At 72.1% G+C, this 14,554-nt stretch carries 12 protein-coding genes and 1 pseudogene; 9 read left to right on the forward strand and 4 right to left on the reverse strand.

Annotation, left to right across the window (positions count from 1 at the left end):
- Nucleotides 1-36: 36 nt before the first annotated feature.
- From ATC03_RS04980 to ATC03_RS04995, 4 genes and pseudogenes are all read right to left on the reverse strand, one after another.
- Nucleotides 37-1,578 carry an aldehyde dehydrogenase (NADP(+)) gene (locus ATC03_RS04980; RefSeq protein ID WP_067873881.1) on the reverse strand — a complete coding sequence of 514 codons (1,542 nt, stop codon included), beginning with the start codon at nucleotides 1,576-1,578 and terminating at the stop codon, nucleotides 37-39.
- 71 nt (nucleotides 1,579-1,649) lie between these two features.
- Complete coding sequence (locus tag ATC03_RS04985) at nucleotides 1,650-2,714, reverse strand: mandelate racemase/muconate lactonizing enzyme family protein (RefSeq protein WP_067873884.1); 1,065 nt, start codon at nucleotides 2,712-2,714, stop codon at nucleotides 1,650-1,652.
- A 152-nt stretch (nucleotides 2,715-2,866) separates the two neighbouring features.
- A pseudogene (locus ATC03_RS04990) lies at nucleotides 2,867-3,787 on the reverse strand (5-dehydro-4-deoxyglucarate dehydratase); the annotation flags it as partial.
- The gene (locus ATC03_RS04995; protein ID WP_067873887.1) at nucleotides 3,784-4,821 is read right to left on the reverse strand and encodes an NAD-dependent epimerase/dehydratase family protein; all 1,038 of its coding nucleotides are present in this window, start codon (nucleotides 4,819-4,821) and stop codon (nucleotides 3,784-3,786) included. The pseudogene ATC03_RS04990 and the gene ATC03_RS04995, both read right to left, overlap by 4 nt.
- Nucleotides 4,822-5,018: 197 nt before the next feature.
- Between ATC03_RS04995 and ATC03_RS05000 the strand changes: the two genes are divergently transcribed.
- The 9 genes from ATC03_RS05000 (at nucleotide 5,019) to ATC03_RS05040 (ending at nucleotide 14,548) form a co-directional block, all read left to right on the forward strand.
- A complete protein-coding gene (locus ATC03_RS05000; RefSeq protein ID WP_067873890.1) occupies nucleotides 5,019-6,041 on the forward strand; it encodes a LacI family DNA-binding transcriptional regulator in 1,023 nt (340 codons plus the stop codon).
- Nucleotides 6,038-7,180 (forward strand): M24 family metallopeptidase, encoded by a 1,143-nt coding sequence (locus ATC03_RS05005; protein WP_179947901.1) that lies wholly within the window; start codon nucleotides 6,038-6,040, stop codon nucleotides 7,178-7,180. Before ATC03_RS05000 ends, ATC03_RS05005 begins: the two co-directional genes overlap by 4 nt.
- Nucleotides 7,181-7,637: 457 nt before the next feature.
- On the forward strand, nucleotides 7,638-8,579 hold the full coding sequence (locus tag ATC03_RS05010; RefSeq protein WP_067873893.1) for a DUF6807 domain-containing protein: 942 nt from the start codon (nucleotides 7,638-7,640) through the stop codon (nucleotides 8,577-8,579).
- Nucleotides 8,576-9,376: a cupin domain-containing protein gene (locus tag ATC03_RS05015; protein WP_067873897.1), complete on the forward strand. Its 801-nt coding sequence runs from the start codon at nucleotides 8,576-8,578 to the stop codon at nucleotides 9,374-9,376. Before ATC03_RS05010 ends, ATC03_RS05015 begins: the two co-directional genes overlap by 4 nt.
- Complete coding sequence (locus ATC03_RS05020) at nucleotides 9,373-10,473, forward strand: Gfo/Idh/MocA family protein (protein WP_067873900.1); 1,101 nt, start codon at nucleotides 9,373-9,375, stop codon at nucleotides 10,471-10,473. The genes ATC03_RS05015 and ATC03_RS05020 overlap by 4 nt, the downstream gene beginning before the upstream one ends.
- A gap of 8 nt (nucleotides 10,474-10,481) precedes the next feature.
- Complete coding sequence (locus ATC03_RS05025; protein ID WP_152030872.1) at nucleotides 10,482-10,928, forward strand: glycoside hydrolase family protein; 447 nt, start codon at nucleotides 10,482-10,484, stop codon at nucleotides 10,926-10,928.
- Between the two features lie 318 nt (nucleotides 10,929-11,246).
- Complete coding sequence (locus tag ATC03_RS05030) at nucleotides 11,247-12,560, forward strand: ABC transporter substrate-binding protein (RefSeq protein WP_067873905.1); 1,314 nt, start codon at nucleotides 11,247-11,249, stop codon at nucleotides 12,558-12,560.
- A gap of 168 nt (nucleotides 12,561-12,728) precedes the next feature.
- Complete coding sequence (locus tag ATC03_RS05035) at nucleotides 12,729-13,637, forward strand: carbohydrate ABC transporter permease (RefSeq protein WP_227820316.1); 909 nt, start codon at nucleotides 12,729-12,731, stop codon at nucleotides 13,635-13,637.
- Nucleotides 13,634-14,548, forward strand: coding sequence for a carbohydrate ABC transporter permease (locus ATC03_RS05040; protein WP_067873909.1), 915 nt, complete (start codon nucleotides 13,634-13,636; stop codon nucleotides 14,546-14,548). Before ATC03_RS05035 ends, ATC03_RS05040 begins: the two co-directional genes overlap by 4 nt.
- Nucleotides 14,549-14,554 lie beyond the last annotated feature (6 nt).

A 14,554-nucleotide genomic window follows, 5' to 3' on the forward strand; every position in this document is an offset into this window, starting at 1 on the left:
GACCATTCGCGTCCGAACCGCGGGCGGGAGCGCGGCTCAGGGCAGCGTCAGCACGCCGTCGAGGCGGCGGGGGATGCCGAGCGGGTTCGCCTCGCGCAGTTCGGGCGGCAGCGCGGCATCCGGAGCCTCCTGGTAGGCGACCGGCCGGAGGAACCGGCGCATCGCGCTGACGCCGACCGACGTGTGGATGGTCGTCGTCGAGGGCCACGGGCCGCCGTGCTGCTGCGCCCAGCTCACCGCGACGCCGGTCGGCCATCCGGTGAAGAGCACGCGCCCGGCGATCTCGGTGAGCACGGCGAGGATGTCGGAGAGGTCCTCGTCGGGCTCGGCGTGCACCGTGGCCGTGAGGCTGCCTCCGACGGCCCGGATCGCCGCGAGCGCCTCGTCGATCGAGGCGTACTCCACGACGAGCGTCGACGGCCCGAAGCACTCGGCGAAGAGCGCCTGCGGGTCGGCGACGACCGCGGCGGCGGTGGTGGCGAGCACGACCGGCGAGCCGGTTCCGGTGGCGGATGCCGCGGCCGGGGCGTTGCCCGACCCGTCCACGTCGTCCGGCCCGCTCACCACGCCCGCGACGACCCGTACGTCGGCATGGGCGGCGAGTGCGGCGACCCCGTCGGCGAACGCGGCGGCGATGCCGTCGGTGAGCATCGGCACCGCGGCATCCGCATCGCCCGACCCGACCGCCTGCGCGGCGACGAGGTCGGCGAAGCCGGAGCCCGCGGGCACGAAGACGACGCCCGGGTTCGTGCAGAACTGGCCGGCGCCGAGCGTGAACGACGCGGCGAGGCCGGCGGCGAGCTCGGTCGCGCGCGCCTCGACGGCGGCCGGCGTGATGAGCACCGGGTTGACGGCGCTGAGCTCGCCGTAGAACGGGATGGGGTCGGGACGCGACGACGCGAGGTCGAACAGCGCGCGCCCGCCGTGCAGCGAGCCGGTGAACCCGACCGCCCGGATCTCGGGGTGCTGCACCAGGGCGACGCCGGCCGCGCGTCCCTCGACGTGTCCGAAGGTGCCAGCGGGGGCGCCCGCGGCGGAGAGGGCGGCGCCGACGATCGCGGCGGTGCGTCGCGACAGGCGGGGGTGCGCGGAGTGGCCCTTGACCACGACGGGGCATCCGGTGGCGAGCGCCGACGCGGTGTCGCCGCCCGCGACCGAGAACGCAAACGGGAAGTTCGACGCCCCGAACACGGCGACGGGTCCGAGCGGCCGCAGCATCCGCCGCAGGTCGGGCGTCGGCGGGATCGTCGTCGCATCCGGGTGGTCGATCGTCGCCTCGAGGTAGGAGCCCTCGACGACCGCGCGGGCGAAGAGCCGCAACTGTGAGGTCGTGCGGGCGAGCTCGCCGGTGAGGCGAACGGGGCCGAGGTGCGACTCCTCGTCGGCGAGTGGCACGAGCTCGTCGCGCGCGGCGTCGAGCGCGTCGGCGACGGCGGCGAGCCAGGAGGCGCGCTCGGCGGCGGTCGACGCGACGGTCGTGGCGAAGGCCCGGCGGGCCGCGGCGGCGGCCTCGTCGACGGATGTCGAGCTCGCGGCATCCGTCGACGGTGCGGCGAGGGCTGAGCGGTCGGTGGTCATGCGTCCTCCAGAGGGGTCGAGCGAGTCGAGCGGGGTCTGGCGGATGCCGCGGCATCCGCAGTTCGAAGCGATCAGGCGAACCGCAGGCCGAGGCCGAGCTGCCCGGTGGTGCGCGCGAGGCTCGCGTCGAGCTCGATCGGAGACGGCGAGGCGAGCGCGCCGAGCGACTCGAACGAGGCGTCCTCGACGGCCTCGACGAGGTGGTCGCCCGGCAGGGCGAGCGCGAGCTGCGCCGAGAGTTCGAGCAGCAGGTGCGGGGCGAGGTCGACGCCGCGCGAGGTCGCCAGCGCGGCGATCTCGAGGAACGGCGTGATGCCGCCGACGCGCACGATGTTCGGCTGCACGAGATCCACTGCGCCGGCGTCGATGAACTCGGCGACCCGGTAGCGCGTGTGCACGTTCTCGCCGAGGGCGATCGGCACGTCGATGCGTGTGTGCAGGGCGACGTGCCCGGCGAGGTCGTCGGCCCGAAGGGGTTCCTCGATCCAGCCGAGGTCGAACGCCGACAGCTCGCCGATGGCGCGCTCGGCCTGCTCGAGGTTCCAGCGCTGGTTCGCGTCGATCATGAGCCCGCGGTCGGGTCCGAGCACGTCGCGCACCGCGCGGATGCGGGCCACGTCGTCGGCGAGGTCGGGACTGCCGACCTTGACCTTCACGGCCTCGAAGCCCGCCTCGACCCAGCGTTCGGCCTGTGCGACGAGCTCGGGCAGCGGGTAGTGCAGGTTGACGCCGCTGCCGTAGACGGTCGCGGTGTCGTGCCGCCGGCCGAGGTGGTCGGTGATGCCGAGCCCGGCGCGGCGGGCCGCGAGATCCCAGAGGGCGAGGTCGAGGCCGGCCATCGCGATCGTGGTGATGCCGCCGCTGCCGCCCTCGTGCAGGTGCGCCCAGAGCGGATGCCACAGGGCCGCCGCATCGGCGTCGCGTCCGAGTGCGAACGCGGCGATGTCGTTCGCGAGGTGGGCCTCGACGGCGGCCGCGCCGATCGACGGGGTCCACGAGAAGCCGCGCCCCTGCGCGCCGTCGGAATCCTCGACGACGACCTCGACGAGCGAGAGGTCGCGCACGTCCGGCCCCCATGGGCGGCTGAGGGGAACGCGGATGCGCCGGGTCGCGAGGCTCCGGATCGCCGCGGTCACCGGGCCGGCACCGCCTCGGCGGATGCGCTCGCCTCGGCGCTCGCGCTCGCCGCGGGGGTCGCCTCGGCGCTCGAAACGTCGTCGGCGCTCGCGCCGGAGGCATCCGCTCGCCCGTGGTGGCTCTGCGGAGCCGAACCGCCGCCGAGCCGCTCGGCGAGCTCCAGCCCGCGCTCGAGGATCGCGCCGAGCCGAGCCTCCTGGTCGGGCGTCGGGTCGACGAGTGGCGGGCGCACCGAGCCGACGGGCAGGCCGCGCAGGCGCAGGCCCGCCTTGATGAGCGAGACGCCGAAGCCGGGCGTTTCATCGCGCAGGCTCACGAGGGGCCGGTAGAACTCGGCGAGCAGGGTCAGGCGGGTCGCCTCGTCGCCGTCGGTGTAGGCGCGGTAGTGCAGGGCGGCCAGTTCGGGGATCATCGCGAACGCCGCCGACGAGTACAGCGGGATGCCGATGCCGCGGTACGCGCCCTGGCTGAGCTCGGCTGTGAGCAGGCCGTTGAAGAACGCGAAGTCGCGGCCCGTGGCCTCGGCGGCGAGCACGATCTCCTGCGCGAGGCCGATGTCGCCCGTGCCGTCCTTGAAGCCGACGACCTTCGGGTTCGCGGCGAGGCGGGTGATGGCGTCGGCCGTGTAGCGCGCCGTGCCGCGGTGGTACACGATCACGGGCAGGTCGGATGCCGCGGCGACCGCCTCGACCCACGCGACGAGTCCGGCGGTCGTGCCCGAGACGAGGTACGGCGGCAGCAGCAGCAGGCCGTCGGCGCCCGCGGCCTCGGCGCCGCGCGCGAGCTCGATCGCGTGGCCGAGCGGGCCGCCCGCGCCCGCGATGACGGGCACGCGCCCGTCGACGGTCCGCACCGTGGTGCGCACGACGTCGATCGCCTCGCCCGCCGAGAGCGCGTGGAATTCGCCGGTACCGCACGCCGGGAACACGCCGCCGGGGCCGAACGGCAGCCGCGAGTCGACGTGCTCGGCGAGCAGGGCGTGGTCGGGCGCGCCGTCCGCGCCGAACGGCGTGACCGGGAAGAACAGCACGCCGTCGAACGAGGGTGCCTGCAGGGGGGTGGTCGTGGTCATCTGGCCCTCGTTTCGAGTCGGTCTGCGTGTCGGGTACGGCCCGCGTCGGCGCGGTCGGATGGGGCGCGGTCGTCGTCGCGGTCGGATGCCCCGCGGTCGGAGGCCGAGCGCTCGGCCGCCGAAGGGCGGTCTGACGCCCCGAGCACCCGCTCGAGCGCCGCCGGCTCGAGTTCGGAGCGCCACGTGCGTTCGGGCCGCCAGCCGAGCAGTCGCTCGGCCTTGTCGATCGCGAACACGGGGCGGCCGTGGCCGAGCGCGTCGGCCGCCTCGCCGAGGGCGGGGGCGAAGTCGCGCCAGAGATCGGCCACATGGTGCACGGCGAGCGCGTCGGCGGCGCCCACGAAGAAGCCCTCGCCGTCGACGAGCTCGGCGGGCGCGTCGAGCCAGGCTCCGACGAAGTCGGCGGCGTCGCGCGCGTCGAGGTAGTTGAACAGGCTGACGGCCGCGAGCGCGGGATCGGCGAGGCGCTGCTCGAGCGTGTGGCCCTGCTGCGTGGGGGCGCCGGCCCACTCCTCGGGGGAGATGACGTAGCAGGGGCGGAAGAACCCGAACGCGCCGGGCGAGGTGCGCGCGAACATCTGCACCGTCTGCTCGATCACGAGCTTCGAGAGCGCGTAGGCGTTGGCCGGCTCGGGCGTGGTGGCCTCGTCGAGCGGCAGCCGATCGGCGTGCCAGGTCGGCGCGCTGTAGCCGAGCACGGTCGGGCTGCTCGCGGCGAGCACGCGCTCGACGCCGGCCTCGACGGCGGCGGCCAGCACGGTGTGCACGAGCGCGGTGTTCGTCATGAGGATGCGGCGCTCGGGGGCGCTGAACGGCACGGCGATGCCCGCGAGGTGCACGACGGCGTCGGGGCGCACCTCGTCGAAGAGTCGCTGGGTGGCCAACGCGTCGATCAGGTCGACCCTGCGCTCGTCGACCCCGGCGAGGTCGGCGGTCGTGCGATCGACCCCGACGACCTGATGGCCGGATGCCGCGAGGCCGGCGGCGACGCTGCGCCCGAGCCTGCCCGCAGAACCGGTGACGATGACCCGCATGTCGCTCCTTCGCTGAGCCGGTGAGGCCCGGGATGGTCTTCGGATGCGGTTGGGAAACCGCTTTCTGGTCGCTACCATAGGTCACGACTGAGGCCGCCGACAACTCCGGGATCGTTTCGGGGAATCGGTTTCTCGCGTCGCCCTCGCGCAGCCGGGCGACGCCGTGAGGCGGGTCGCGAACGAACGGGAGGATCCACATGGGCCAGCGCAGCAGGGCGACCACGATCGCCGACGTCGCCGCGCACGCGGGCGTCTCGCAGGCATCCGTCTCCCGCGTGCTGAACGGGCGCTCGAGCGTCGATCCCGAGATCGTGCGGCGCGTGCAGGCCTCCATCGCCGAGCTCGAGTACCGCCCGAGCCCCACGGCCCGCAGCCTCGTGAACGGACGCAACAACACCGTGGCGATGGTCGTGCCCGACCTCGAGAACCCGCTCTTCCAGGGCATCCTCAAGGGGCTGAGCCTCGCCGCGGCCCGCGACGGCTATCGCGTGCTCGTCGCCGACACCGCCGAGAACGTCGACGATGAAGAGGAGATCGCCGTCGAGGCCAGGCAGCGCTGCGACGCGCTCGTGCTCTGCGCGCCGCGCATGCCGGAGGCGAAGCTCCGCGCCCTCGTCGATGCGGTCTCGCCCGTCGTCGTCGTGAACCGGCCGCTCCCGGGCGCCGACGTGCCCGTCGTCGGGGTCGACTACGTGCGCGGCATCCGCGACCTCGTCGACCACCTGCACGACCTCGGCCACCGCCGCATCGCCTATGCCAGCGGCCCGCCGACCAGCGCGTCCAACGCCGAGCGCCGGCGCGGGGTCGCCGAGGCGCTCGCCGCCCACCCCGACGTGCGCATCGACGAGGTGCCCGGCGGCTCGCGGCTCGACGACGGCTACGCCGCATCCGACGCCGTGCTCGCCGCCCACCGCGACGGCTGCACCGCGGTCATCGCCTTCAACGACCTCGTCGCCCTCGGCCTCATGACGCGCCTGCACGAGCTCGGCGTCGAGGTGCCGCGCGACCTCTCGATCGCCGGATTCGACGACGTTCCCATGGCCGGCTTCGCGACGCCCCGGCTCACGAGCATGTCGGTGCCGCGCGGCGAGATCGGCGGTCAGGTGTGGCTGCGGCTGCGCACCCTCATCGAGGGCGGGCCGGTCGAGCACTCGGTGCTCTACAGCCCTCGGCTCGAGGCGCGCGGCAGCACCGCGGCGGTTGCCGAGGGCGTCGCATGATCGCGGATGTCGCGACGGATGCCGCGGGCACGCCGGCGTCGGCGAGGCCCGCGCCCGAGACGACTGCGCCCGAAGCGTCCGTGTTCGAGACAGCCGTCGCCGACCGGGCCGTCAAGCGCGCCCGCGTGCTCGACCTGCTCGACCGCCGGGGCGCGGCGTCGATCGTGCTGCGATCGCACACGGCCGTGTCGTGGTACCTCGACGGCGCGCGCACGCATGTCTCGCTCGCGGGCGACCCGGTGGCCGCGGTGGTCGTTCGACGGGACGGCGATGAGCTGCGGGTGTTCGCGAACGAGGCCGACCGCCTGCTCGGCGAGGAACTCGTCTCGGCAGACCGCCTCGACATCGTGCGGGTGCCCTGGCACGAGACCCTCGCAGGACCCGGCGTGGCCGAGCTCGACGAGGCCGACGCCGCCGCCGAGCTGCGCGCCGCCCGCGCGAGCCTGCTGCCGGGGGAGCTCGACCGGTACCGACGACTCTGCCGCGAGGTCGCCGAGGTGCTGACGGATGTCGCGTCCGCCGCGGATCCCGTCGCGACCGAGCGGCGGCTCGCCGCCCGCCTCGCCGGCGAGCTCGCCGCGCGCGGCATCGACCCGCTCGTGACGCTCGTGGCCGGGCGCTCGAGGCTCGCGCACCGGCATCCGCTGGCCACCGAAGCGCCGATCGGCGACCGTGCGATGCTCGTCGTCTGCGGTCGGCGGCACGGCCTCATCGCGAACGCGACGAGATGGCTGCGGTTCGGGCCGGCCGCGCATGGCGAGCAGGACGCGATGCGGCGGATCCTCGACGTCGAGGCCGACGTCTTCGCGGCGACCCGGTCCGGCGCGACCCTGGGCGAGGTGTTCGACGCCGGCGTCGCCGCGTACGCGCGACACGGCTTCGACGCCGACGAATGGCGGCACCACCACCAGGGCGGGGCGGCCGGATACGCCGGGCGAGATCCGCGTGCGGTACCGGGCATCGCCGACGTCGTGCGCGAGGGCCAGGCGTTCGCGTGGAACCCGACGGCCGCCGGCGCGAAGGTCGAGGACACCGTGCTCGCGGGTTCCGGTCGAATCGACGTGCTGACGGCCGACCCGCGCTGGCCGACGGTGTCGATCGCGGGCGTCGAACGGCCGCTCGAGCTCGACCTGGGCTGAGACATCCGGCCGAGGAGCGCGCGCGCAGCGTGAGCAGGAGCCGGCGTCATCGCGAACTCGGAAGTGGTGGCGGCGACGCGGCTGAGCCCGGTCACGGGTGGAGACGCGAGCGGGCCCGGCGGCATACGGAGTCTCGTACACCGCCGGGCTCGCGAACCAGGTTCGTCACCGTGCGTGCGGTGACGCGCCGGCAGGGGTCAGCTGCCGGGCCACTCCGTCGCATCGAGGTCGGGCAGGGTGCCCTGACGCAGGTTCTCGGTGTTCTTCGGTCGAATCCGGGATCTCGCGGCTACTCGGCAACCTGTGGGGCTGGTCAGGACTGATCGACAATCCAGGCGAGATTGGTCGACAACCGTTCCAGGGGATGGCCGGATGCCGGCCGGGCCGGTACGCTTGGATAACGCTTTCCCACTGGAGCGCGCACCAGACCCGGATCGACGACGACCGAAGGAGACCGATGCCCGACATCCGCATCGACGAGGCCGACGACCGCCTGCTGATCCGCGGTGGCGAGGCGGTGCTCGCCGAGTACGTGTTCCGGCCGACCGACGTGCGCCTCGAGTCGCCGCGTCCGTACTTCAGCCCGATCCGCACGCTCGGCGGCGAGGTCGTGTCGCTCTTCCGCCCGCACGATCACGTGTGGCACAAGGGCATCGCCTGGTCGCTGCCCGTCGTCGGCGACGAGAACTTCTGGGGCGGCCCGACGTTCGTGCGCGGCGAGGGCTACGTGCAACTGCCGAACAACGGCGAGCAGCGGCACCTCGGGTTCGACGCGGCATCCGACACCGAATCGAGCCGAGCGGATGTCGCGGCATCCGCTCGTCGGACCGAGCGCCTCGACTGGGTGACCGAGGCCGGGGGGCACGTCTTCGTGGAGGAGCGCACGATCGCCGCGACGACGCTCGCCGACGACGCGTGGCTGCTCGGCTTCGGGACGCGGCTGCGCAACGTGGGCGACCGCGCGATCCCGATCGGATCGCCCACGACCCGCGGGCGCGAGAACGCCGGCTACGGCGGCCTGTTCTGGCGGGGCCCGCGTTCGTTCACGAACGGCACCGTGCTGGCGCCGGGCGTCGCGGGCGGCGACGAGCTGCGCGGCATCCGCTCGCCGTGGATGGGCTTCAGCGGGCGCCACGACGGCACCGGCACGGCCTCGACCGTCGTCATGGTCGACCATGCGGCGAACGTGCAGCACCCGCCGCAGTGGTTCGCCCGCGCCGAGGAGTTCGCCTGCCTTTGCCCGGCGCCGTTCTTCAGCGAGGAGCACGTCGTGGAGCCGGGGCAGGTGCTCGCCCTGCGGTACGGCGTCGTGATCGCCGACGGCGCGAGCGACCCTGAGCGGGCCGAGCGGCTCGCGATAGCCGGCGCGGCGGCGCTCGACGGGGTGCTCGACGCATGAGCCGCCAGCCGCGATTCCCGGGCGCCACCTCGATCAGCCGGCTCGAGGCCTACTCCGATGCCGCGCCCGACGGCCTCGCCGGCGGCACGCCGCACCTGCACACCGTGTCGAGCGAGGCATACCTCGTCGTCGCCGGGGCGGGCACGCTGCAGACGGTCGACGCATCGGGGTTCGCCGAGCACTCGCTGGAGCCGGGTGCGCTCGTCTGGTTCGAGCCCGGCGTCATCCACCGGGCGGTGAACCACGGCGGCCTCGACGTGCGCGTGATCATGGCCAACGCCGGGCTTCCCGAGGCCGGCGACGCGGTGATGACCTTTCCCGACGACGTGCTCGCCGATGCCGAGGCGTACCGGGCGGCCGCGACCCTGCCGGGTGCAGACGGGCCGGCCGACGAACGACGGGCCGCTGCGGCGACGCGACGCGACCTCGCCGTGCGGGGATTCCTCGACCTCTTCGACGACGGAGTGCTCGACGATGCGCACCTGAACCAGGACCGGCTCGCACGCCTGCACGCCCACGCAGTCGCCCTCGTCGCGGCCAGGGCGCCCGACTGGCGCACCCTGTGGCAGCACGGCGCACAGGCCGAGGCGAACGCGACCGGCGCACGCCTCGACGCGCTGGAGGCCGGGCGCGACCCCGGACTCGCCGCCGCGCGCGTGAGCACGGCCCGCCCCGAGCCCGCGAGCCTCGGCATGTGCGGGGTGCTCGACCGCTACGACCTCGCCGGCCCCGACCACGCCGGCCGCGACCGACTCGACCCCGCCCGCGACCCCCGCCACTCGGAAGGACCCCGATGACCGAGACCGCCTCCGCCCCCCTCCGCGCCGCCCTCGTCGGCACGGGCGCGATCGCCGACGCGCATGCCGCCGCGCTCGCTGCGACGCCCGACGCCGAGCTCGTGGCGGTGACCGACCGCGACCCCGAGCACGCCCGGCGCTTCGCCGACCGCTGGAACATCCCTCGCGTCGACGATTCGCTCGCCGAGCTGCTCGAGCGCGGCGGCATCGACCTGCTGCACGTGCTGACCCCGCCCGGTGTGCACGCCGAGCAGGCGATCGCCGCGCTCGATGCGGGGCTGCACGTCGTCTGCGAGAAGCCGGCGGCCCTCAGCCTCGACGAGCTCGACGCGATGACGGATGCCGCAGCTCGCAGCGACCGTCGCCTCGCGGTCGTGTTCCAGCAGCGCACCGGCACGGCGCCGGCGCACGTGCGCGACCTGCTGCACTCGGGGGCGCTCGGACGCCCGCTCGTGGCGATGTGCAACACCCTCTGGTACCGCGACCCGGCGTACTTCGCGGTGCCCTGGCGCGGCAAGTGGGCCACCGAGGGCGGCGGGCCGACGCTCGGCCTCGGCATCCACCAGATCGACCTGCTCGCCTGGCTGCTCGGCGACTGGACCAGCGTGCAGGGCCAGCTCTGGCGCCTCGATCGCGAGACGCAGATGGAGGACGTCTCGACGGCCGTCGTGACGTTCGAGGGGGGCGTCGTGGCATCCGTCGTCACGAGCGCGCTCTCGCCAAGGCAGACGAGCTCGGTGCGCATCGACACCGAGCTCGCGACGATCACCGTCGACCACCTCTACGGGCACGCGCACGAGCACTGGCGCATCACGCCCGCACCGGATGTCGCGGCCGAGGTGCAGGCGGCCTGGGAGCTGCCCGAGGTCGAGGAGGGCAGCGGCCACGACCCGCTCGTGCGCGACATCTACGCCGCGCTCCGCTCGGGCGGCCCGCTCCCGTCGACCGCGACCGAGATCGCGCGCTCGTTCGAGATCGTCACGGCCATCTACTCGTCGGCCACGAGCGGGCAGGTCGTGACCCCCGAGACCCTGCGAGCGGATGCCGCGCACCGCCGCAGCCTCGAGAGCCCAGTGGTCGACCTGCGCCGGGCGTGACGAACGCGATGGCCCACGCCGAGCGCCGGCCAGCGGCATCCGGTGCCGACGGTGACGCGCCCGACGACGCGATCTTCCACGATCCCGTGCACGACGGCGCGACCGATCCGACCGTGATCCGCCACCGCGGCACGGGGGAGTGGTGGATGTTCTTCACCCAGCGCCGCGCGACGGTCGACGAACCCGGCGTGGCGTGGGTGCACGGCAGCCGCATCGGCATCGCGCGCTCGTCCGACGGACTCGACTGGCGATACGTCGGCACGGTCGACGGACTCGAGGCGGATGCCGCAGCATCCGCCACCGACCGCGACCGACCGCGGGAGACGCACTGGGCGCCCGAGGTCATCGCGGCGACGTCGTCGTCGACGGCGATCGCGGGGTGCTGTTCTCCTTCACCCATCCGCACTGGGACGGCAGCGAGTTGGGCTCCGGCGATGCGCCGGCCGCACGAGTGAGCGCGGTCTTCGCGGCGGAGCTCCGCGTCGAGCATGGCAGGCTGGTCTGCGACCGCGACGCGCCGGTCTCGGCCCTGCCCGAGGCCTGAGCGAAATCCCATCACGACCTGACCCGATGGCTCAGATCATCCGCTGATCAGGGATTCTCATGCGCAGGCGCGTGCCGCGACATCCGATGATGATCACGAATTGAAACGATTTTGCGATTTCGGTTGACCGCCCGCCGTCGCTCGGTTACATTTGGGCAAGCGCTTTCCCACAGGCAGAGGCAAGCGCAGCAGGCACCAGGCAGACACTGACGTTTCCGGGAGGACAACGATGTTCAACATTCGCACGCGACGCACGGCGCTGGCCGCGGCGGCACTGACCGCGAGCGCGGCGCTCGTGCTCACGGGGTGCTCCGGTGGCGGAGCCGAGACGGCCGCCACCTACGACCCCGACGAGAAGGTCACCCTCGACCTCGCGTTCTGGGGCAACGACGTCCGCGCCGAGCTCTACGACACGGCCATCGCCTCCTTCAACGAGGAGTACCCGAACATCACGGTGAACACCTCGTTCCTCGGGTTCCCCGAGTTCTGGGAGAAGCGCCAGACCGAGGCGGCCGGCGGCGGCCTCCCCGACGTCATGCAGTTCGACTACTCGTACCTGCGCCAGTACTCCGAGAACGGCCTCCTGCTCGACCTGACGCCGTACCTCGGCAACGTCATCGACACCGAGCCGCTCGCGCAGAACATCCTCGACATCGGCGTCGTCGGCGACGAGACCACCGGCATCCCGACCTCGACGAACGCGTGGGGGCTGTACACCAACCCCCAGCTGCTCGAGTCGGTCGGCGTCGAGGAGTTCGCCGGTGGCGACTGGGAGGACTACGACGCCTGGATGAAGGAGGTCACCGACGCGGCGACCGCAGCGGGCGTCGAGCTGTGGGGCGGCACCGACTGGACCGGCCGCATCCAGAACTTCGAGGTGCAGCAGCGTGCCAAGGGTGAGGACCTCTTCACCGAAGACGGCGAGCCGAACTTCACCGAAGACGATCTCAAGGCCTTCTGGGAGCAGGGCGACGCGATCCGCACCGATGGCACGGTCATCGGGCAGCAGCGCCTCGAGGAGATCTACCCGCTCTCGGGCTTCGACTCGGCGCTCACCGCGAGCGAGCTGACCTGGGACAACTTCGGTGCCGGTTACCTCGGCAACCTCGGCGAGTCGTTCACCGAGCTCGGCCTGGTCCAGCCCCCGATCACCGAGGAGGGCGCGAAGGACCTCTACCTCAAGCCCTCGATGCTGCACTCGATCTCGGCCAAGACCGAGCACCCCGAAGCCGCGGCGACGCTCGTGAACTTCCTCGTCAACAGCCCCGAGTCGGGTGCCGCCTTCGGCACCAACCGCGGCCTGCCGGCCTCGACGACCGCGCTCGAGGGCGCCGACCTCGACCCGCTGAGCCAGCAGATCGCCGACTACGAGGCCTCGATCGCCGACCGCCTCGGCGACGCCCCGCCCGTGCCGATCGTCGGCTACGGCACCCTCGAGGAGAAGTTCCGCCAGATCGGCCAGGAGCTCGGCTACGGCACCCTCACGGTCGATGACGCGGTCTCGCAGTTCTTCAGCGAGATGGACGTCGTCCTGAACCAGTAGTCGGCGCTCGCGCCGCAACTCCGGGCGGGGAAGGCAGACCCCGCCCGGAGTCCCATTCGGGAGAGATCGGAGTTCCACGTGACCACCACCCAGTCCATCGTGACGGCGGGAGCCGACGCGAAGGCCATGCGCCGCGAGCTGCGCCGCGCCGAACGCGGCGGACCCTCGATGAGTCCAGGCCGACGCCGTGCCGCGAGGCGCGAGTCGGTCGCCGGGTACGGGTTCCTCGTCCCGTGGCTCATCGGATTTCTCGGGCTCACGCTCGGGCCGATGCTCTACTCCCTCTACCTCGCGTTCACGAAGTACAACCTGTTCAAGGACCCCGAGTGGGTCGGGTTCGACAACTTCGTGCGCATGTTCACCGACGACCCGCAGTACCTGCAGTCGGTGCAGATCACCCTGATCTACGTGCTCGTCGGAACGCCCATCAAACTCGCCGCGGCGCTCGGCATCGCGATGCTGCTGAACTACCGCAACAAGGGATCGGGCTTCTTCCGCTCCTCGTTCTACGCGCCGTCCCTCATCGGCGCCTCGGTCTCCGTCGCGATCGTCTGGCGGGCCATGTTCTCGACCGACGGCCCCGTCGACAACAGCCTGAGCCTCTTCGGCATCGAGCTCGGCGGTTGGGTGGGCAACGTCGCCCTCGTCGTGCCGATGATGATCCTGCTGGCCGTCTGGCAGTTCGGCGCCCCGATGGTGATCTTCCTCGCCGGGCTCAAGCAGATCCCGCAGGAGCTCTACGAGGCCGCCGAGGTCGACGGCGCCGGGCCGGTGCGCAAGTTCCGGTCGGTCACGATCCCGATGCTCTCGAGCGTGATCTTCTTCAACCTGCTGCTGGAGCTCATCAACGCGTTCCAGATCTTCGCCTCGGCGTACATCATCTCGAACGGCTCCGGCGGCCCCGCCGGCATGACCAACTACTACACCGTGTACCTCTACAAGCGCGGCTTCGCCGACCTGCAGATGGGGTACGCCTCGGCGATGGCCTGGGTGCTGGTGATCGTGGTCGCGATCATCGCCTTCATCCTCTTCAAGACGTCGACACGCTGGGTGCACTACGCAGGAGAGAACCGATGAGCACGATCGAAGTCCCCAGCGCGGAGTTCCTCGAGATCTCCACCGAGCCGGCCCCGCAACGCCGTCGTCGCATCAAGCGCAAGACCGTCAATACGATCATCTGGATGATCGTGCTGCTCGCGCTCACCGCGATCGTGCTCTACCCGCTCGTGTGGATGCTGTTCGCCACCTTCAAGCCGTCGAGCGAGTTCGGCCAGAACCCCGGCCTGATGCCCGACAACCCGACGGTCGACAACTACGTCAAGGTCGTCGAGGGCATCGCTGGCACCCCGCTGTGGCGGTTCTTCGCGAACTCGCTGTTCATCGCGGTGATGGCCGTGATCGGAACCCTGTTCTCGTCGGCGCTCGCGGCGTACGCGTTCGCCCGCATCAAGTTCCGCGGCGTCGGGCTGCTGTTCGCGGCGATGATCGGAACGCTGCTCCTGCCGTTCCACGTCATCATCATCCCGCAGTACATCATGTTCAATAAGTTGGAACTGGTCGACACGTACTGGCCGCTGATCCTGCCGAAGTTCCTCGCGACCGAGGCGTTCTTCGTGTTCCTTATCGTGCAGTTCATCCGCAACATCCCGCGCGACATGGACGAGGCGGCCCGCATCGACGGCGCCGGACACATCCGCATCTTCTTCTCGATCATCCTCCCGCTCATCAAGCCGGCCCTGATCACCTCGGCGATCTTCACGTTCATCTGGACGTGGAACGACTTCCTCGGCCCACTGCTCTACATCAACACGCCCGAGGAGTACCCGTTGCCGATCGCGCTGAAGCTCTACAACGACCAGACCTCGACGTCCGACTACGGGGCGACCATGGCCGTGTCGTTCCTGGCGCTGCTGCCGATCCTGATCTTCTTCATCGTCTTCCAGCGCTTCCTCGTCGACGGCGTCGCCACCCAGGGACTGAAGGGCTAGGTTCCG

It is taken from the genome of Agromyces aureus (genome assembly GCF_001660485.1).
GTDB lineage: Bacteria > Actinomycetota > Actinomycetes > Actinomycetales > Microbacteriaceae > Agromyces > Agromyces aureus.

Excerpts from the sequence above, each read along its gene's own strand:
- ATC03_RS04980 (WP_067873881.1), bottom strand. The coding sequence starts at position 1,578 with ATGACCACCGACCGCTCAGCCCTCGCCGCACCGTCGACGGATGCCGCG.
- ATC03_RS04995 (WP_067873887.1), bottom strand. The coding sequence starts at position 4,821 with ATGCGGGTCATCGTCACCGGTTCTGCGGGCAGGCTCGGGCGCAGCGTC.
- ATC03_RS05000 (WP_067873890.1), top strand. The coding sequence starts at position 5,019 with ATGGGCCAGCGCAGCAGGGCGACCACGATCGCCGACGTCGCCGCGCAC.
- ATC03_RS05005 (WP_179947901.1), top strand. The coding sequence starts at position 6,038 with ATGATCGCGGATGTCGCGACGGATGCCGCGGGCACGCCGGCGTCGGCG.
- ATC03_RS05010 (WP_067873893.1), top strand. The coding sequence starts at position 7,638 with ATGCCCGACATCCGCATCGACGAGGCCGACGACCGCCTGCTGATCCGC.
- ATC03_RS05015 (WP_067873897.1), top strand. The coding sequence starts at position 8,576 with ATGAGCCGCCAGCCGCGATTCCCGGGCGCCACCTCGATCAGCCGGCTC.
- ATC03_RS05020 (WP_067873900.1), top strand. The coding sequence starts at position 9,373 with ATGACCGAGACCGCCTCCGCCCCCCTCCGCGCCGCCCTCGTCGGCACG.
- ATC03_RS05025 (WP_152030872.1), top strand. The coding sequence starts at position 10,482 with ATGGCCCACGCCGAGCGCCGGCCAGCGGCATCCGGTGCCGACGGTGAC.
- ATC03_RS05030 (WP_067873905.1), top strand. The coding sequence starts at position 11,247 with ATGTTCAACATTCGCACGCGACGCACGGCGCTGGCCGCGGCGGCACTG.
- ATC03_RS05035 (WP_227820316.1), top strand. The coding sequence starts at position 12,729 with ATGAGTCCAGGCCGACGCCGTGCCGCGAGGCGCGAGTCGGTCGCCGGG.
- ATC03_RS05040 (WP_067873909.1), top strand. The coding sequence starts at position 13,634 with ATGAGCACGATCGAAGTCCCCAGCGCGGAGTTCCTCGAGATCTCCACC.